The organism is Sphingomonas oleivorans (genome assembly GCF_003050615.1).
GTDB classification, from domain to species: domain Bacteria; phylum Pseudomonadota; class Alphaproteobacteria; order Sphingomonadales; family Sphingomonadaceae; genus Sphingomonas_H; species Sphingomonas_H oleivorans.
The window spans coordinates 368373-385557 of the sequence record NZ_NWBU01000005.1 but is presented as its reverse complement, the minus strand read 5'-3'; the positions used below and the strand labels follow the sequence as shown (position 1 = coordinate 385557).

At 65.8% G+C, this 17185-nt stretch carries 17 protein-coding genes and 1 tRNA gene; 10 read left to right on the top strand and 8 right to left on the bottom strand.

What is annotated here, in order from left to right; genetic code table 11:
• Positions 1-12 precede the first annotated feature (12 nt).
• The gene (locus CLG96_RS07270) at positions 13-573 is read right to left on the bottom strand and encodes a hemerythrin domain-containing protein (protein WP_107967181.1); all 561 of its coding nucleotides are present in this window, start codon (positions 571-573) and stop codon (positions 13-15) included.
• 445 nt (positions 574-1018) lie between these two features.
• On the opposite strand from CLG96_RS07270, the gene CLG96_RS07265 reads away from it, so the two are divergent.
• Together CLG96_RS07265 and CLG96_RS07260 are read left to right on the top strand one after the other, a co-directional pair.
• On the top strand, positions 1019-1927 hold the full coding sequence (locus CLG96_RS07265; protein WP_423828193.1) for a MarR family transcriptional regulator: 909 nt from the start codon (positions 1019-1021) through the stop codon (positions 1925-1927).
• Positions 1928-1968: 41 nt separating this feature from the next.
• A tRNA-Val gene (locus CLG96_RS07260) sits at positions 1969-2044 on the top strand.
• A 20-nt stretch (positions 2045-2064) separates the two neighbouring features.
• Here the strand turns inward: CLG96_RS07260 and CLG96_RS07255 are convergent.
• On the bottom strand, positions 2065-2628 hold the full coding sequence (locus CLG96_RS07255) for a helix-turn-helix domain-containing protein (RefSeq protein WP_107967179.1): 564 nt from the start codon (positions 2626-2628) through the stop codon (positions 2065-2067).
• 451 nt (positions 2629-3079) lie between these two features.
• Here CLG96_RS07255 and CLG96_RS07250 point away from each other — a divergent pair, with 451 nt between their 5' ends.
• The 4 genes from CLG96_RS07250 (at position 3080) to CLG96_RS07235 (ending at position 6413) form a co-directional block, all read left to right on the top strand.
• A complete protein-coding gene (locus tag CLG96_RS07250) occupies positions 3080-3538 on the top strand; it encodes a hypothetical protein (protein WP_423828191.1) in 459 nt (152 codons plus the stop codon).
• Between the two features lie 80 nt (positions 3539-3618).
• Positions 3619-4212 (top strand): SOUL family heme-binding protein, encoded by a 594-nt coding sequence (locus CLG96_RS07245; protein WP_107967178.1) that lies wholly within the window; start codon positions 3619-3621, stop codon positions 4210-4212.
• Between the two features lie 386 nt (positions 4213-4598).
• A complete protein-coding gene (locus CLG96_RS18695; RefSeq protein WP_165799575.1) occupies positions 4599-4946 on the top strand; it encodes a DUF2793 domain-containing protein in 348 nt (115 codons plus the stop codon).
• Positions 4947-5294: 348 nt separating this feature from the next.
• Positions 5295-6413 (top strand): OmpA family protein, encoded by a 1119-nt coding sequence (locus tag CLG96_RS07235; RefSeq protein WP_107967176.1) that lies wholly within the window; start codon positions 5295-5297, stop codon positions 6411-6413.
• Positions 6414-6694: 281 nt separating this feature from the next.
• Here CLG96_RS07235 and thpR read toward each other — a convergent pair whose 3' ends face one another.
• Positions 6695-7246, bottom strand: a complete 552-nt coding sequence (thpR, locus tag CLG96_RS07230; RefSeq protein WP_107967175.1) for an RNA 2',3'-cyclic phosphodiesterase — start codon at positions 7244-7246, stop codon at positions 6695-6697.
• A 123-nt stretch (positions 7247-7369) separates the two neighbouring features.
• Here thpR and CLG96_RS07225 point away from each other — a divergent pair, with 123 nt between their 5' ends.
• Complete coding sequence (locus CLG96_RS07225; protein WP_107967174.1) at positions 7370-8104, top strand: Bax inhibitor-1/YccA family protein; 735 nt, start codon at positions 7370-7372, stop codon at positions 8102-8104.
• 71 nt (positions 8105-8175) lie between these two features.
• Here CLG96_RS07225 and CLG96_RS07220 read toward each other — a convergent pair whose 3' ends face one another.
• The 5 genes from CLG96_RS07220 to CLG96_RS07200 form a co-directional block, all read right to left on the bottom strand.
• On the bottom strand, positions 8176-8805 hold the full coding sequence (locus tag CLG96_RS07220; RefSeq protein WP_107967173.1) for a glutathione S-transferase family protein: 630 nt from the start codon (positions 8803-8805) through the stop codon (positions 8176-8178).
• Positions 8802-9683 carry a dienelactone hydrolase family protein gene (locus CLG96_RS07215; RefSeq protein ID WP_107967172.1) on the bottom strand — a complete coding sequence of 294 codons (882 nt, stop codon included), beginning with the start codon at positions 9681-9683 and terminating at the stop codon, positions 8802-8804. Before CLG96_RS07215 ends, CLG96_RS07220 begins: the two co-directional genes overlap by 4 nt.
• A gap of 26 nt (positions 9684-9709) precedes the next feature.
• The gene (locus CLG96_RS07210; protein ID WP_107967171.1) at positions 9710-11752 is read right to left on the bottom strand and encodes an alpha/beta hydrolase family protein; all 2043 of its coding nucleotides are present in this window, start codon (positions 11750-11752) and stop codon (positions 9710-9712) included.
• Positions 11753-11864: 112 nt separating this feature from the next.
• Positions 11865-14174, bottom strand: coding sequence for an ATP-dependent Clp protease ATP-binding subunit ClpA (gene clpA, locus CLG96_RS07205; RefSeq protein WP_107967170.1), 2310 nt, complete (start codon positions 14172-14174; stop codon positions 11865-11867).
• 138 nt (positions 14175-14312) lie between these two features.
• A complete protein-coding gene (locus CLG96_RS07200; protein ID WP_107967169.1) occupies positions 14313-14510 on the bottom strand; it encodes a DUF1192 domain-containing protein in 198 nt (65 codons plus the stop codon).
• 74 nt (positions 14511-14584) lie between these two features.
• Here CLG96_RS07200 and CLG96_RS07195 point away from each other — a divergent pair, with 74 nt between their 5' ends.
• The 3 genes from CLG96_RS07195 (at position 14585) to CLG96_RS07185 (ending at position 17181) form a co-directional block, all read left to right on the top strand.
• The gene (locus tag CLG96_RS07195; protein ID WP_107967168.1) at positions 14585-15592 is read left to right on the top strand and encodes an NAD(P)H-quinone oxidoreductase; all 1008 of its coding nucleotides are present in this window, start codon (positions 14585-14587) and stop codon (positions 15590-15592) included.
• Complete coding sequence (locus CLG96_RS07190) at positions 15589-16209, top strand: glutathione S-transferase family protein (protein WP_107967167.1); 621 nt, start codon at positions 15589-15591, stop codon at positions 16207-16209. Before CLG96_RS07195 ends, CLG96_RS07190 begins: the two co-directional genes overlap by 4 nt.
• 90 nt (positions 16210-16299) lie before the next feature.
• The gene (locus CLG96_RS07185; RefSeq protein WP_107967166.1) at positions 16300-17181 is read left to right on the top strand and encodes a UDP-2,3-diacylglucosamine diphosphatase; all 882 of its coding nucleotides are present in this window, start codon (positions 16300-16302) and stop codon (positions 17179-17181) included.
• Positions 17182-17185 lie beyond the last annotated feature (4 nt).

The window sequence follows — 17185 nt, the reverse complement described above, 5'->3', positions numbered from 1 at the left end:
AGCGGGCCGGCGTCAGATCCTCTCTACCTCGTCGGCTATGGCCTCATGCGTCTCGCCCAGTTCGCCGTCGCGGGCGATCTCGTCATAAAGCTCGGCCTGGCGGGCGCGGAGCCGGTCGCCGATCGCGTCGAGATCGAGCCTGCCGTCGACATGCGCCCGGCGCCCATGCTCGAAAAGCTCCTCATCCTCCTCGTCGATATGGTGGACGGTCTCCTCGCCCAGCACATGGACCTTGGACCTGAACAGCTCCTCGTCGCCGTCGAGCTGCTCGAGCTCGGCGATGATGCGCTTGGCGGACTGATGCTCGACTATGCCTTCGTCCACTTCCTCCGCGCCGATCACGGGCTTGAGCGCGGGATAGAGTATCTCCTCCTCGATCGTCATATGGACGGTGAGGCGCATGCAGAGCTCGCGGGCGATCTCGACCAGCGCATCGGCGGAGGCGGCCGCTGTGCGATCGAAAAGCTGGCGGAACTTATGATGCTCCTCCTTCAGCAGCGCGATCGCCCTGGGATCGTCCCGGCCGATCCGATGATGGCCGCGATGATTGCGGGGGGCATATTTTCCGGACATTCGGCCTTCCTCCCGGGCGCTTCGTCCTCGACTGCATCCATGGGACCTTTGCGATAATCCCCGATCGCCATGCCGAGCCTGTTTCGGCATCCACCTCTCATCCGCGCCGTCATGGGGGTGCAGGGTGGGCCCTGAAACAGGTTCAGGATGACGCTGGACTTATGCGAAGGTCCCGCATCCAAAGCGAAACGGAGCGTCCCCGTGGCGGTTCCGTGGAAGATATGAAGCCAGCTGGCGGACATGTTGCTCCATTTCGGATCAAGGCCGGCCGGATGCGAAAGCCGCCGCCCGGGACATTCCGGGGGCGGGAAACAGAGAGAGGGCGACCCCGGATCCACCTGATCCGTTTCGGAGGAAGCATCGCGAGACTTTGGTCCGGAATGACGGCTATATCGGGAACATAGGCCGAACGTCGAACATCGAAGGGGGTAGTGCATTGAACGGCGTGATCGGGCAGGATTTCACGAGCTATGACGGGGCTCCCGCCGTGCTGGTCTTCGCCGACAGCGCGGAAGGTGGGGCGGCTGCCGACGCCGCGGTGCGCGCGGCTGGCGGGCGCGTCGGCGCCGTCCTGCCGATCGGAGAGGCGCTCGGCCGGCTGGACGCGCAGGCCGCGCTCGATGGCGTGATCGTCGAGCTGCAGGACGATCCTGGCGAGATTCTCGACCGGCTGCTCGACCGGCTGGACCAGGAGGCGCGCATGGGTCGGCATGGCAGCATCGTCAGCATCCCCGCGCAACTGATCGACGCGGCGGCGGCGCGGGCGACGCATGGCGACATGATCCTGCTGTGCCAGCCGGACGCGGCCGACCGCGCGGCGGCGATGGGCGCGCTGCTCGCCGGGCGCGGCATGAGCCTGCACGAGCGGGGCAGGGGGGAGACGGTGCAGTTGAAGCAGTTGAGCGAGGAAGTGGGGCGGATCGCGCGGACGCTGTCGGCGCTGTCCGCCACCGACGCGCGCCGGACCCGGGAGCGGCCCGCCGCGCCCGAGGGCGAGGAGAAGGCGCCGCTGACCAGCGCGGCGATCCGCACGCTGATTCGCGCCCGGCGGCTGCGCGACCAATATTTCGATTCCGCCCTGTTCGCCGATCCCGCCTGGGACATGCTGCTCGATCTGATGGCGGCGCGACTCGATGCGCGCAAAGTGGCGGTATCGAGCCTGTGCATCGCCGCCGCGGTGCCGCCCACGACCGCGCTGCGCTGGATCAAGATGCTGACCGACGAAGGGCTGCTCATCCGCGTGGCGGACCCGCATGACGGGCGGCGCGTGTTCATCGAGCTTTCCGATGCCGCCGCCGAGGGCATGGCGGCCTATATGCGGACGCTCGCCAAGATCGGTGTTCATGTCGGCTGAGCTTGCCCTTTTGCGCGCATGATGGCATCGGCGTGCGGCCGGGGCGGTTAGCTCAGTTGGTAGAGCAGCTCGTTTACACCGAGCGGGTCGGCGGTTCGAGCCCGTCACCGCCCACCACCGGCCTCTCCGTCGAAGAATCAGAGATCGCGCAGCAGGCGGACGGCCATTGCGAGCCAGGGTGGATCGAGGATGAGGATCTCGCGGCCGCCCTTGCCGGGCAGGAGCAGCTTGAGCAGGCCGGGCTGGCGGCCGACCAGCCGGCCGAACAGGAAGCGCCCGGCCGTGCGCGGGACTAGCACATCATGGTTGAGTGCGGCGGCGAAGCGCGACGGAGGAAGGCGTTCGCACCATAAGGTGTCGCCCGCGCGATAATCGCCGCAGGCGGATTCCACCGCGATCGCGACGAAGCCGCGCCGCGGCCGGGGGAGGGGAAGGAATTTCCGCTTGTCCGGCACGCGCGCCGTGCCCGGACCGAGCACGGCCAGCAGGGGCATGTCGGCCTCCCCCGCCAGGCGGACGAGATCGGCGGGGGCGACCTCCAACGCGGCGGCGATGCGGTTCAGCCATTTGAGCGAAACGGTGCGCATGCCGGTTTCGAGACGGCCGATCGTCTGGGCGGTGGTCGGTGGCACGCAGCGCAGGGCCACGTCGAGCAAGGTGAGCCCCTTGGAGTGGCGCACCTCGCGAATGCAGGTCATCATCCTCCCCAACACCTAATTTTATTCATCGGGTTTCTTAGCTTCCTACAGCCGCCCAGCGATGACAAGCAGGGCCCCGGTGAGGAGGCGGAATCGATAGGAAGGGGTCGATGGGATCGGAGTTGGGGGCGCATGGCATAGAGCTGATGGACGTGCTGAGCGACGGCCGGATCATCATGGCTTAAAATGCGCACCGCTATCCATTGCCGTAACATTCGGTTGACCGGCGTGGGGCGGCATGATTTAGCTTCGCGCATGGAATATTCCCTTCCCTCCAAGCGACAGCAAGCCATGCCCGGTGCGGCGGTGGCAATGCGCGCGATGGGGAAAGGGGATGCGCAGGACAGGGGCTGAGCCCCCGCATTTTCCGACACATCGCGCAGACGATGCCTCGCCGTCACCGGCGGGGCCCGCGTGCAACGGCTCCCGCCATTCCAGTTTCAGGGAGCCCATCATGACCGATTCCGATCGATCCGACCCGTCCTTCCGTTCCGATGCCGAGATGGAGGCGATCGGCCGGGGACTGATCGACCATAGCCTGGCCAAGGAGCGCTGGACCCACGCCGCGCATTTCGCAGCCGCGCTGTGGATCATCCTCAGGCGGCCCGATCTGAGTCCCTCGCGCGACATGCCGGACATCATCCGCAGCTACAATGAGGCGGTGGGCGGCATGAACAGCGACAGTGCTGGCTATCATGAGACGATCACCCAGGCATCGCTGCGCGCGGCGGCGGCCTTCGCGGCGGAGCGGCCGCATATGCCGCTCCATCTTCTGTGCAACGCGCTGCTCGCCTCGCCGCTGGGGCGGAAGGACTGGCTGCTCGCTTATTGGACGCGCGAGCGGCTGTTCTCGACCGAGGCGCGACGGAGATGGATCGAACCGGACATCGCCCCGCTGCCCTTCGCGCCATGATGGCGCCATCCCCGGATCGGCGGGGGGTTGGATGGCGGGGCGGAAGGGCGCATAGGCCGGCACCGAAAGGATCTCGATAAATGGCGCAGATCAGCTTGGGGAAAATGTTGGGCATAGTGGCGGGCGGCGTCGCGGCGGGCGCGGCGCTGCTCTGGCTGCGCGAGCAGGTGACCGAATCCCCCAATTTCGAGACCATCGAGACCGACGGGGCCTTCGAGATACGCGATTATCCGGCGATGCTGGTGGCCGAGACGGTGCAGGGCGGATCGCGCGACCGGGCGCTGGGCACGGGCTTCGGCCTGCTCGCCGACTATGCCTTTGCCGAGACGCGTGGCGGCGAGGAGGTGGCGATGACGGTGCCGGTGTTCGCGGCGCCGCTAGAGAGTGGGGACTGGCGGATCCGCTTCGCCATCCCCATGGGCTGGACGCGCGAGACGCTGCCCGAGCCGGGGCCCGACGTGACGATCGTGGAAGTGCCGCCGCGCCGCATGGCGGCGATCCGCTTCGGCGGACGGGCCGACGACAAGACGCTGGCGGCCAAGGAGCGCGAGCTGCGCGACTGGCTGGCGAAGACGGGCAGGACGCCCGTCGGCCGGGCGGAACATGCTCTCTATAATTCGCCGGTGATGCCGGGGCCGCTGCGCCACAATGAGGTGCATATCGCACTCGCATGAACGAAAATGCGATAGTGTCCTGCGCTTCAAGCATAAGGGGCAGAAGCTGAAGCATGGCGGGTGGCCCGCTGGATGATCGAGCGGCGATCCGGGCGTCCTTTCCGATGCGCGGGGCGCGGATTTCGGCACAGAGGAATCTGCTCGATAGGGTGGGCGCCGTTGGCGGCACGGCGGCCCGGTTATCCAGTGAAAGAGTTGCGCTATTTCAGTGGCTTCATGCATTTTCCTCAGTGACTATCGCAATGGCGCGAGATCGATGCGGCCGCGCAGGCCGCGGACGGGGCGACTTTGGCGACGCGCTTCACGATCATGAGGGAGCAGATGGGCGTGCTGGCGCCTTCATTGCCGGCTATGATCGTTACTTTCACGGTCCAGGAAGGCAGAGGATGGCCGATGGCACCGCGCGCTTCGACCCGCCCCTTATTTGGGCGGCGCGGGCACAGAAGAAATTAACCTATAATGAAGCGCCGGTTGGGATCGACCGGCGGCTTCATGCTGCAATGCAGTCGATCGGCGACACGGCCCCGCCGGCATCGTCCGCGCCCGACCAGTGCTGGATCGTTGGGATGAACGCCACGGGCGCGTGGCGCGGCAGAGCCGGCCAGATCACCGGCTGGAGGGACGGTGGACGGTGTTTCATGGCTCTGGCCGTCGGCATGACGGGCTGGATCGTCGACGAAGCGCTGTTCGCCTGTCATCATGGGTGGATCGGATGGTTGGAATCCCCTCCGTAAAAGCCCTGAGGACCGGTGGCGTCCAGCTGGTCGGAGCCCAACGGGCGGTCCTTCTTGACCCGGCCGGCGGGGCGGTGGTCGGCAGTGGGGCACGGCAGGGCGTGGCCGCGATCTTCGCCGCGCTGCGGGGACATGGACTCGTCGCTCCGTAAAAATTTTTGTGGGAGGAAAGAAACCGGATGCGACGAGCGTTGTTTAGGCGTGCGTCCACCGAAGGAAACGCCCGGACTACTGTCCGGACCGCCTCGTTTCGGCTAGAGACCACGTTCCTGTGCGCTTGCGCATAAAGCGTGCTTTGACTAGGTAAACGCATGTTCCGGGAGGAACATGAAGAAAAAGGGGATTAATATGCGTAAGCTCGCCATGTTGGCCGTGCTCGCCTCGACCGCGTTGGCCTCGCCGGCGCTGGCGAAGGACGGCGCTTGGTATGTGGGCGCCGAAGGCGGTGCGCTGCTAATCGAAGATCTCAAATACGATATTGGCGCCGTCAACAATGCCGGGACTGTCGACTCCCATTATGGTTACGATGTCGACGGCATCGTCGGCTATGATTTCGGTGCCTTCCGCCTCGAAGGCGAAGTCGGCTTCAAGCGCGCGCGCGTTGACAGCTTCTCCTCGTCCGTCCCCACCCCGGTTGCCGGCGGCGCGCCTGCGCCGGCGGGCACCTATGAGGATGCGTCGGGCTGGACGAACGCGCTGAGCTTCATGGCCAACGGCCTGCTCGATTTCGGCGACGATACGGGCTTCAACGGCTATATCGGCGGTGGTGCCGGTATCGCCCGCGTGAAGACGGAGCGTAACAAGATCTCGGGCCCGGGCTCGTTCCTGGATGACAGCGACACCAAGTTCGCCTGGCAGGCGATCGCGGGCGTCCGCTATCCGGTGACGGACGCGGTCGACGTCGGCGTGAAGTATCGCTTCTTCAACGTCGACGACGTGAAGTTCATCGGCAAGGTCGACGGCACGCCGTACGAGACGCGCTTCCGCTCGCACAGCCTGCTCGCCAGCGTGATCTACAATTTCGGCGAGCCGGCGGCCCCGCCGCCTCCGCCGCCGCCCCCGCCGCCGCCGCCTCCTCCGCCCCCGCCGCCCCCGCCGCCGCCTCCGCCGGTGGTCGAGACGCCGGGTCCGTTCATCGTGTTCTTCGACTGGGATAAGTCGAACGTCACGCCGGAGGCCGCCGCGATCCTCGACAACGCCGCTCAGGCTTATGCGACGACCGGCCAGGCTTCGGTGGTTCTCGCCGGCCACGCCGACAAGTCGGGTTCCGACAGCTACAATGTCGGCCTGTCGCAGCGCCGTGCGGACGCCGTGAAGGCCTATCTGGCCGGCAAGGGCGTTCCGGAAGCGTCGATCACGACCGAAGCGTTCGGCGAGAGCCGCCCGCTGGTCGAGACCGCCGATGGCGTCCGCGAGCCGCAGAACCGGCGCGTGGAAATCACCTTCGGCGCGGGTTCGGGCCAGTAAGGTGCGGCACCGCCACTGAAGTGGCGGTATCGACGAAAGATTGGGGGTCGGTCGCGAGACCGGCCCCTTTTCTTTTACCTGTTTTCCTTATGCCTGGGTGATTTGACGGGGCGATTTTCGGCTGGGGTTGAATTGTCTCCCCTCGAACGGAGGCATGGATCCCTGCCTGCGCGGAACCCTTGCACAACCCCTATCGTCATGCCGAACTTGTTTCGGCATCCACCCCTTCATCCGCACCGCTCATTCTACACGATCCGGCACCACACAGGTTACAAGGGGTATCAGCGTGCGGCCGGCTCGAGCGGATAGCGTTCGACGATCGTGTAGGAGGCGCCGTCGCGGCCGAGGCTGCTTTCATAGAGGCAGAAATCGACGATGCGGACCGGCGGGCTCGAAAGGCCGGCGGTGCGGCCGAGGAACGGCTCGACCGGGCCCGTCGCCCCGGCACGCCCGAAGCGGGCGAGCGTCAGATGCGGCAGATAGGCGCGCTGCTCGCCGGGAAGGCCGACGCGGACGAGCGCCTGGTCGATCTTCTGGTGCAGCGCCTTGAGCGGCTCATGCGGGCCGACGCCGGCCCATAGGGATTCGATCCGCCCCTTGCGATCGAAATGGCCGATCCCGTCCAGAGCCAGATCGAAGGCGGCATGATGGACGCTGCCGAGCGCGGCCGCCACATCCGCCGCGCAATGGCGATCCACCTCGCCGATGAAACGGAGCGTGACATGGAGCTGCTCGTCGCTCTGCCAGCGTGCGCCCATGACGCCGCCCATCAGGGCGAGAAGCCGTTCGCGAAGCAGGCGGGGAGGGCGGATCGCGACGAAGAGCCTGGTCATGATACGTATCTTTCCGTAGCCGGAATATGATGTTCAAACCGCTTTCGCTTGAAAAAAATCCATCCAGCGCCGATATTCCCATCTGGTCGCGGACGTTCGCGACGGCAAGGAGAGTATCCTACGATGGCTAATTGGTCCGACCCCAGGACGACCGCAGTGTCGCGTCAGACTAGCGTCGGCGCCCGCGAGGCCGCCTTCGATGCGGGTCTGCGGTCCTATATGCTTTCGGTCTACAATTATATGGCGTCCGGCGTGCTGTTGACTGGCATCGTCGCGCTGTTGTTTGCCGCGTCCGGCGCGGCGGCATCGGTGATGCTGTCGCCAGGACCGTTGAAATATCTCATCATCTTTTCGCCGCTCGCCTTCGTGATGGTGCTGAGCTTCGGCATCCATCGTCTTTCGACGGGCGCGGCGCAGGCGCTGTTCTGGGCCTTCGCGACGGTGATGGGCCTGTCGATGTCGACGATCTTTCTCGTCTACACCGGCCCCTCGATCGCGACGACCTTCTTCGCGACGGCCGCGGCCTTCGTGTCGCTCAGCCTGTACGGCTATACCACGAAGAAGGATCTGTCGGGTTTCGGCACCTTCCTGATCATGGGCGTGGTCGGCCTGCTGGTCGCGTCGCTGCTCAACATCTTCTTCAAGTCGCCGGGGCTGACCTTCGCGATTTCGGGCATCGGCGTGCTGCTGTTCGCGGGCCTGACGGCTTATGACACGCAGCGCATCAAGAGCCTCTATTTCCACGTCGCCGGGACGGACATGATCGGCAAGACGGTGATCATGGGCGCGCTGTCGCTCTATCTCGACTTCGTCAACATGTTCCAGTTCCTGCTGTCGTTCCTCGGCAACCGGGAATAAGGTCGGCACTGGCTGAATGACGAAGGGCCCGGTGGAGCGATCCGCCGGGCCCTTTTTCATGCCCGGCCCCTTTATGCGGCCGCGTCGGCGCCGATCGAGCGCCTGTAGGCGGGCCGGTCGGTGATCCGGGCGACATAGGCGTCGAACAGCGGATTGCCCTTGAGGCCGGGCGCGCCGAAGCTCATCGCCCAGCTTATTTCCGCACCGACATAGACATCCGCCGCGCTGAACTCCTCGCCCAATATATAGGGGCCGGGGTCGAGCATCGTTTCGAGCGCCTTGAGCACATCCTCATAGCTGCCATAGCCGACGATCGTCTTGGGTTCGGCGGGCGGGCGCTTGAGCATCGTGTCGAGCAGCGCGGGCTCGAAGCAGGTGCCGGCGAAGAACATCCAGCGCAGCCATGTGCCGCGACGCGGATCGTCGAGCGCGGGGGCGAGGCCGGCCTCGCGAAAGGCATCGGCGAGATAGGCGATGATCGCGCCGGTTTCGGTGACGACCGTGCCGCGATGGACGATCGTCGGCAGCTTGCCCATGGGATTGAGCGCGAGGAATTCGGGCGTCTTATGCTCGCCCTGGCCGAATTCGATCGGCAATATCTCATAGGGCGCGCCGACCTCCTCCAGCATCCAGTGCACCATCTGCGCGCGGGAGCGGGGATTATGGTAGAAGAGGATCGTCTCGCTATCCTCGACGGTCATGACAGATGCTCCTTGAGGAAGGCGATGCTGCGATCCCAGGCGAGCTTGGCGGCTTCGGCATTGTAGCGCGCGGCCGACGTGTCGTTGTGAAAGGCATGCTGCGTGCCGGGATAGTCATGGCGCGTGACCGGCACGCGTGCGGCCTTGAGCGCCTCCACCCAGGCGGCGGCGCCGGCATTCACCCGCTCGTCCGTGCCGGCATAATGGAGCAGGAGCGGGGCCTTGACCTTGGCGGCTTCGGCCGGCGGGGGTGGGGGGCCGTAGAAGGATACGCCGGCATCGAGCCCGGCGCCCGCCGCGACGGCGAGGCGATCGACCAGCGCGCCGCCCCAGCAGAAGCCGATGACGCCGACCTTGCCGTTCGAGCGGGGACGCGTCTTCAGCCAGGCGATGGTGGCGACGCCGTCCGCCACGGTCGCGGGAAGATCGAGCTTGCCGATCATCTCGCGCGCCTGATCCTCGTTCGCGGGCGTGCCGCCGGCGGGGGAAAGAAAGTCCGGCGCGAGCGCGAGGAAGCCGGCGAGCGCGAGCCGGCGGGTGACATCCTGGATATAGCCGTTGAGCCCACGATTTTCGTGGACGACGATCACGGTCGGGAGCTTGCCCCGCACCGCCCTGGGACGGGCGAAATAGCCGCTCAGCCTGTGGCCGCCGGACCCCGGCCAGGCGATATTTCCGGTCACGAGCCGCTTGTCCGCGGGATCGACCATGGCGGCCGCGGCCGGGCTCGCCGCGATCGAGGCGACAAGCGCATTGGCCGCGGCGGCGCTTCCGGCGAGCTTCGCCATCTCGCCCATAAAGGCGCGGCGATCATGGGTGACATGGGTGAAGCGATCATAAAGCGCGATCGCCCTGGCGCGCAGTTCGGTCTCGTCCATCGTCTCTCTCCTCTTCATCCCGCCGGTCAGCGGGCGCGATATTTTTCGAACCAGGCGAGGATCGCCGACGCCTTTGCGGCCGATTGCGACGGGCGCACCGCCAGCCCGCCATGCGATGCGCCGGGGACCTTCACGAGCGCCGTCGGCACGCCGCGCAATTGCAGCGCCGAATAATATTGCTCGGACTCGCTGACGGGCGTGCGATAATCCTCGCTGCCGACGACAACGAGCGTGGGCGTCTTCACGTTGCCGACCAGCGACAGCGGCGAACGCGCCCAATAGCTCTGCGGATCCTCCCAGGGATATTTGGGGAACCAGTAGCGCGAGAAGAAGGGAATGACATCGGCGGTGAGCACGAAGCTCGCCCAGTCGATCACCGGCTTCTGCGTGGCGGCTGCCTTGAAGCGATCCGTCTTGCCGACGATCCAGGCGGTGAGCGCGCCGCCGCCCGAGCCGCCGGTGACGAACAGATTGTTCGGATCGACATAGCCCTGCGCGATTGCGGCATCGACCGCGCTCATCAGATCATCATAATCATGGCCGGGATAGGCATGGTGGATGAGATTGGCGAATTCCTCGCCATAGGAGGTCGAGCCGCGCGGATTGACATAGAGCACGACATAGCCGGCGGCGGCATAGAGCTGATTATCGGTGGAGAAGGAGGGGCCATAAGCGGAGAAGGGGCCGCCATGGATCTCCAGGATCAGCGGATATTTCTTCGCCGGATCGAAATCGGGCGGGGTGACGAGCCAGGCGTCGATGGCGCGATTGTCGAAGGCGGTGACGGGTAGCTTGCGCACCTGGCCGAGCTCTTTGGCAGCGAGCAGATCCTCGTTGAGCCGGGTGAGGCGGCGCGTGCTGCCCCCGCGCGTGACGGACAGGTCCGCGGGGCGCAGCGCCGTGCCGCTGGTGAAGGCGATGCTGCCATCATCGGCGACGCTGTAGCTGCCGCCGGAATAGGGACGATCGAGCGCGGACTGGACCAGCCCTTCGGCGACGGTCCGGATGCTGCCATCCAGCGTCACGCGGGCGACCCTGGTGGTGCCCTTTTCATCATATTGGACGTAGAGGGAGCGGCCGTCCTTCGCCCAGACGGGGCTTTCGACGCTGCCGTCGAGCCGGTCCGTCAGGACGCGGACATTCCCGCCGTCGCGATCCATTAGATAGAGGCGGACATTCTGATAGCCGAGCCTTTTGTCGTCGAAGCCGAGATAGGCGATGTGGCGACCGTCGGGCGAGACGAGGGGGTCCTGGTCCGGACCGTTGCGCGTGGTGAGCTGGCTGAGCTTCGCGGTGGCGATATCGAGCGCATAGATTTCGCTGTTGAGCGGTTCCTGCTCCCATTTGGGGGTGCGGACGGCGCTGAACAGGATGGTCTTGCCGTCCGGCGTCCAGCTCAGCGGGCCATTGTCATGATAGGGGCCGAAGCTGAGCTGGCGCGGCGCGCCGCCATCCGCCGGCACGACGAAGATATGGTCGAAGCCGGGCTTCACATAGCCACCCCCATCCTGGCGATAGGTGACGGCGGAGATCACCTCCAGCGGCGGGGCCCATTGCGCGCCCTCCGGCTTGGAAGGCGCCGAGCCGAGACGGAGGCCCTCGTCGGGCACGTTCAGCGTATAGGCGATGTGGCGGCCATCGGGCGACCAGCTTATCGCGCCGGGCGTATCGGGCAGGCTGGTGATGCGCGCCGTCTCTCCGCTTGCGATCCAGCGGACGAAGAGCTGCGCGCTGCCGCCCTCCGCGCTGGAGACATAGGCGATGCGCTTGCCGTCGGGCGACCAGCGCGGCTGGCTATGCGCACCGGGGCCGGCGACGAGGGGCGTATGGGCGCCCGTCTTCCTATCGACCAGCCAGATGGTCGAACGGGCGCGGTCCGTCATGATGTCGTTCGACCTGCGGACATAGGCGACGACATCGCCCTTGGGGGCTATCTGCGGATCGGATGCGACCTCGAGCGAAAAAAGATCCTGCGCCTCGAAATGACGGGAGGGGCCCGCAGGCGGGGCGGCAGGGGCCGTCGCGGACAGGGCGATCAGGCTGGACGCGATAAGAAGCGGACGAAACATGGACGCACCCCCTTTTGAGATGCGTCCACTCTGTTCATTTCCCGGGCTACCGCAAGGGCTTGGCGATCATAGCTGCCATGCCGGGGGAGGCCGGCATGGCAGGGATGGCGGATCAGGCCTTGATCTTGTCCTTGGACGAACCCTTTTTCGGGCGCTTCGGTGCGGCCGGGGTGATCTCGAAGACGAGCGCGCCGTCCTTCAGATGCACCTTGACCTCGCCGCCATGGACCAGCTTGCCGAACAATAGCTCCTCGGCGAGCGGCTGCTTGACCTTCTCCTGGATCAGGCGGCTCATCGGGCGCGCGCCATAGAGCTTGTCGTAGCCGCGCGCGGTGAGCCATTCCTTCGACGCGTCGTCGAGCGAGATATGGACCTCGCGTTCGGCGAGCTGGAGCTCGAGCTGGAGGATGAACTTCTCCACCACGCGAGCGACCACTTCCGTCGGCAGATAGCCGAAGGGCACGATCGCATCGAGGCGGTTGCGGAATTCGGGGGTGAACATCTTCTTCACCGCCTCCTCATCCTCGCCCTCGCGGGTGAGCATGCCGAAGCCGAGCGTTTCGCGCGCCATGTCGGCCGCGCCGGCATTGGTCGTCATGATGAGGATGACGTTGCGGAAATCGACCGTCTTGCCGTGGTGATCGGTCAGCTTGCCATTGTCCATCACCTGCAGGAGGATGTTGAACAGGTCCGGATGCGCCTTCTCGATCTCGTCGAGGAGGAGGACGCAATGGGGATGCTGATCGACCGCATCGGTGAGCAGGCCGCCCTGATCATAGCCGACATAGCCCGGAGGCGCGCCGATCAGCCGGCTGACCGAATGGCGCTCCATATATTCGGACATGTCGAAGCGCTGGAGCGGGATGCCCATGATCGCGGCGAGCTGGCGCGCAACCTCCGTCTTGCCGACGCCGGTGGGGCCGGTGAACAGATAATTGCCGATCGGCTTGTCCGGATCGCGCAGGCCTGCGCGGCTGAGCTTGATCGCGGAGGAAAGCAGCTCGATCGCCTTGTCCTGCCCGAAGACGACGCGCTTCAGATCCGTCTCCAGCGTCGCCAGCGACTTCTTGTCGTCGGTCGACACCGATTTCGGCGGGATGCGCGCCATGGTCGCGATCACGGCCTCGATCTCCTTGGGCGTGATCACCTTCTTGCGCTTGTTGGGCGCGACCAGCATCTGCGACGCGCCGACCTCGTCGATCACGTCGATCGCCTTGTCGGGCAGCTTGCGGTCGTTGATGTAGCGCGCCGAAAGCTCGACCGCCGACTTGATCGCATCGGGCGTGTATTTCACATTATGATGCGCCTCGAAGGCGGACCGCAGGCCGGTGAGGATCTTGATCGTGTCCTCGACCGTCGGCTCCTTCACGTCGATCTTCTGGAAGCGGCGGAGAAGCGCGCGATCTTTCTCGAAATGGTTGCGGAACTCCTTATAGGTGGTGGAGCCGATGCAGCGGATCGTGCCGCCCGACAGCGCGGGCTTGAGCAGGTTGGACGCATCCATTGCGCCGCCGGAGGTGGCGCCCGCGCCGATCACCGTATGGATCTCGTCGATGAAGAGCACCGCATGGGGCAGCTTCTCAAGCTCGGTCACGACCGCCTTCAGCCGCTCCTCGAAATCGCCGCGATAGCGCGTGCCGGCGAGCAGCGCGCCCATGTCGAGCGAGTAGATCACCGCAGGCAGCAGCACTTCGGGCACGTCGCGCTCGATGATCTTGCGCGCCAGCCCCTCGGCGATGGCGGTCTTGCCCACGCCGGGATCGCCCACATAGAGTGGGTTGTTCTTCGAACGGCGGCAGAGGATCTGCACCGTGCGGTCGACTTCGGCGTCGCGGCCGATCAGCGGATCGACCTTGCCCTCCTTGGCCTTCTCGTTGAGGTTGACGGTGAACTGCTTGAGCGCGCTTTCGCCCTTCTTGCCGTCGGACTTCGCGGCCTTCTCCTCTTCGGCCCCTTTCACTTCGCGGCTCTCCGTAGGTTGGCCGGCCTTGCCGACGCCGTGGCTGATGAAGCTGACCGCGTCGAGGCGGCTCATATCCTGCTGCTGCAGGAAGAAGACGGCATAGCTCTCGCGCTCGCTGAACAAAGCCACGAGCACATTGGCGCCGGTCACTTCCTCGCGGCCCGAGGATTGGACGTGCAGGATCGCGCGTTGCACGACGCGCTGGAAGCCCGACGTGGGTGATGGATCGCTATTGCCCTCCACCTTGAGGGCATCGAGCTCCGTATCGAGATAGACGGTCACGGCATCCCGGAGCTCGTTCAGCTCGACGCCGCAGGCGGTCATCACCTTGGAGGCATGTTCGTCGCCGATGAGCGCGAGGAGGAGATGTTCCAGAGTCGCATATTCGTGGCGACGGGTGCTCGCCGCTGTCAGCGCATTGTGGAGCGTCTGCTCGAGTTCGCGGGCGAATGACGGCATGATGATCTTACTCCTTCGGATCCGGGCGATGGCCCCGGTCCGTTTCCCGATATGTCGTGCGCCGACTGCCATTCATCAAGCGCATCTCCCGCCGATCGGATCGGGGGCATGCGGCGCCCGAGAAGGCCGGGCGGCGCTTCATCGTTTGAATAATGCGTCCGCGATTGCGCGATGGCTGGTCGAAGACTCGATTCTTGCCCTGGTGCGGGCTATCTCGCCCTCCAGCGCGGCGATGCGTAGCTCCAGTTCCTCGACCGACAGCGGATCGAGATCCTGGCGGCACAGCAGCGTCAGGGGGCTTTCCGGAGTCTTCGCGAAGAGTTCGTCGAGATCCATGTGACGGAAAGTTGACCGTCCTTGCCTCGCTGTCAATAAACCTTGCGACGAACCGCATGCCCGGGGGAGAGGAAATGGCTGCGTTGCCCGACAGGATGATGGCGATCGACCCGGAAGAGCCCGGGGGACCGGAGGTTCTGGTGCCGGTGGAACGGTCCGTTCCGCTGCCCGGGCCGGGCGAGGTGCTGATCCGTGTCGCCGCCGCCGGCGTCAACCGGCCCGATGCGATGCAGCGCGAGGGCAGATATCCGCCGCCGCCCGGCGCGCCCGGCATATTGGGGCTGGAAGTGGCGGGCGAGGTGGTGGCCGAGGGGGAGAGCGTCGATGCGCCGCTGCTCGGCCAGCCGGTCTGCGCGCTGCTGGCGGGTGGGGGCTATGCCGAATATGTGACGGCGCCCGTCGGCCAATGCCTGCCCGTGCCCAGCACGCTTTCGATGATCGAGGCGGCGGCTGTTCCCGAGACGCTGTTCACCGTGTGGACCAATGTGTTCGAGCGCGCTTATGCCGATGCGGGCGACAGCGTGCTCGTCCATGGCGGCACCAGCGGCATCGGCACGATGGCGATCCAGCTCGGCCGGATCTTCGGGCTCGGCATCTTCGTGACCGCCGGATCGGACGAGAAATGCGCGCGCGCGCTGGAACTCGGCGCCGCGCAGGCGATCAACTATCGCACCACCGATTTCGTGGAGGAGGTGAAGCGCCTCACCGGCGGCCGGGGCGTGGATATCGTGCTCGACATGGTGGGCGGAGACTATCTCCCGCGCAATCTCGCCTGCCTGGCGGAGAATGGTCGCCATGTCTCGATCGCGGCCCAGCGCGGCAGCACGGCGGAAGTCGATATCTGGCGGATCATGCGCAAGCGGCTGACGCTCACCGGATCGACGCTCCGTGCGCGCAGCCCGGAATTCAAGTCGCTGGTGGCGGACGAGCTGATGCGCCACGTCTGGCCGCATGTCGAGGAAGGGCGGCTGAAGCCGGTGATCGACACGATCTTCCCGCTGGCGGACGCCGCCGCCGCGCATCGCCGGCTGGAAAGCGGGGACCATGTCGGCAAGATCGTGCTGACCGTGGGACAGCCATGACCGGGCGGCTGGTCCTCCACGAATATTCGGCGTCGGGAAATTGCTACAAGATCCGCCTCACCGCCGCGCATCTGGGCGTGCCGCTCGAACGGCGCGAATATGACATATTGAAGGGCGAGACGCGGACGCCCGAATTCCTCCGCGACGTGAACGGCAATGGCCGCATCCCCGTGCTCCAGATTGGCGGGCGCTTCCTGCCGGAAAGCAATGCCGCCTGCTGCTGGCTGGCGGATGGATCGGGCCTGATCCCGGCCGATCGCTTCGATCGGGCGGACATGCTGCGCTGGATGTTCTTCGAACAATATAGCCATGAGCCCAATGTCGCGACGCTGCGCTTCTGGCTCGAATATGTCGGCGAGGCTGCGCTTTCCGATCAGCAGCGCGCGCAGATCCCGGCCCGGCGGGCGGCGGGGGAGGCGGCGCTGGCGGTGATGGAGCGGCATCTGGCGGGCCGCCGCTTCTTCGTCGGCGATGCGCTCAGCCTCGCCGATATCGCGCTCTACGCCTATAGCCATGTGGCGCATGAGGGCGGGTTCGATCTCGATCCCTATCCGGCGGTTTCCGCCTGGCTGGCCAATGTCGCCGCCGTGCCGGGCCATGTGACGATGAACGACTGACGACTGACGATGGACGACTGAGGCTGCGGTTGGAACTGTAACAATCGATCGCGATAGGCTGCCGGACGAGCCCCCTGATGGAGGATCGATATGGACGCCTTCGCCCGCCCGACCTTTCTCGCCGATCGCGCGGCGAATCTGATGACCGATTTTCCGGACCGGCCGCCGACCATGCCCGAGCGGACGGGCCAGCGGCGGCGCTATCGCACCATCTGGATTTCGGACATCCATCTCGGCACGCGCGGCTGCAATGCGGCGATGCTGATCGATTTCCTCGATTCCACCGACAGCGAGACCATGTATCTCGTCGGCGACATCATCGACGGCTGGAAGCTCCGGCGGAGCTGGTACTGGCCGGCGCTGCACAATGACGTCGTCTGGCGGGTGCTGAAGCGCGCCCGGCGCGGCACGCGCATCGTCTATATCCCCGGCAATCATGACGAGATGATCCGCCAGTTCGCCGGCCTCACCTTCGGCGGGATCGAGGTGCGTGACGAGGTGATCCACACTACCGCCGACGGGCGCAAGCTGCTGGTGCTGCATGGCGACCGCTTCGATACGGTGGTGATGTGCGCCCGCTGGCTCGCCTTCCTGGGCGACGCCGCCTATGAGCTGCTGCTCAAGCTCAACGTCGTGATCAACGCCGTCCGGCGGCGCTTCGACCTGCCTTACTGGTCGCTTGCCAAGCACGCCAAGCACAAGGTGAAGAACGCGGTCGAGTTCATCTCCCGCTATGAGGAGGCGGTCGCGCACGAGGCGGTGGTGCAGGGGGTGGACGGCGTCGTCTGCGGCCATATCCACACCGCCGAGATGCGCCGCTTCGGCGATGTCGCTTATTATAATGACGGCGACTGGGTGGAAGGCTGCACCGCGCTGGTCGAGCATTTCGACGGGCGGATGGAGATACTCCACTGGGCGGACGAGATGGCGGCGCGCGACAAGCCCACGCCGCTCCGCAAGCTCGCCGCCTGAATTC

Bases quoted from the DNA above. Each gene is read 5' to 3' on its own strand.
- CLG96_RS07270 (WP_107967181.1), bottom strand. From the start codon at position 573: ATGTCCGGAAAATATGCCCCCCGCAATCATCGCGGCCATCATCGGATC.
- CLG96_RS07255 (WP_107967179.1), bottom strand. From the start codon at position 2,628: ATGATGACCTGCATTCGCGAGGTGCGCCACTCCAAGGGGCTCACCTTG.
- CLG96_RS07250 (WP_423828191.1), top strand. From the start codon at position 3,080: ATGACCGATTCCGATCGATCCGACCCGTCCTTCCGTTCCGATGCCGAG.
- CLG96_RS07245 (WP_107967178.1), top strand. From the start codon at position 3,619: ATGGCGCAGATCAGCTTGGGGAAAATGTTGGGCATAGTGGCGGGCGGC.
- CLG96_RS18695 (WP_165799575.1), top strand. From the start codon at position 4,599: ATGGCCGATGGCACCGCGCGCTTCGACCCGCCCCTTATTTGGGCGGCG.
- CLG96_RS07235 (WP_107967176.1), top strand. From the start codon at position 5,295: ATGCGTAAGCTCGCCATGTTGGCCGTGCTCGCCTCGACCGCGTTGGCC.
- thpR (WP_107967175.1), bottom strand. From the start codon at position 7,246: ATGACCAGGCTCTTCGTCGCGATCCGCCCTCCCCGCCTGCTTCGCGAA.
- CLG96_RS07225 (WP_107967174.1), top strand. From the start codon at position 7,370: ATGGCTAATTGGTCCGACCCCAGGACGACCGCAGTGTCGCGTCAGACT.
- CLG96_RS07220 (WP_107967173.1), bottom strand. From the start codon at position 8,805: ATGACCGTCGAGGATAGCGAGACGATCCTCTTCTACCATAATCCCCGC.
- CLG96_RS07215 (WP_107967172.1), bottom strand. From the start codon at position 9,683: ATGGACGAGACCGAACTGCGCGCCAGGGCGATCGCGCTTTATGATCGC.
- CLG96_RS07210 (WP_107967171.1), bottom strand. From the start codon at position 11,752: ATGTTTCGTCCGCTTCTTATCGCGTCCAGCCTGATCGCCCTGTCCGCG.
- clpA (WP_107967170.1), bottom strand. From the start codon at position 14,174: ATGCCGTCATTCGCCCGCGAACTCGAGCAGACGCTCCACAATGCGCTG.
- CLG96_RS07200 (WP_107967169.1), bottom strand. From the start codon at position 14,510: ATGGATCTCGACGAACTCTTCGCGAAGACTCCGGAAAGCCCCCTGACG.
- CLG96_RS07195 (WP_107967168.1), top strand. From the start codon at position 14,585: ATGGCTGCGTTGCCCGACAGGATGATGGCGATCGACCCGGAAGAGCCC.
- CLG96_RS07190 (WP_107967167.1), top strand. From the start codon at position 15,589: ATGACCGGGCGGCTGGTCCTCCACGAATATTCGGCGTCGGGAAATTGC.
- CLG96_RS07185 (WP_107967166.1), top strand. From the start codon at position 16,300: ATGGACGCCTTCGCCCGCCCGACCTTTCTCGCCGATCGCGCGGCGAAT.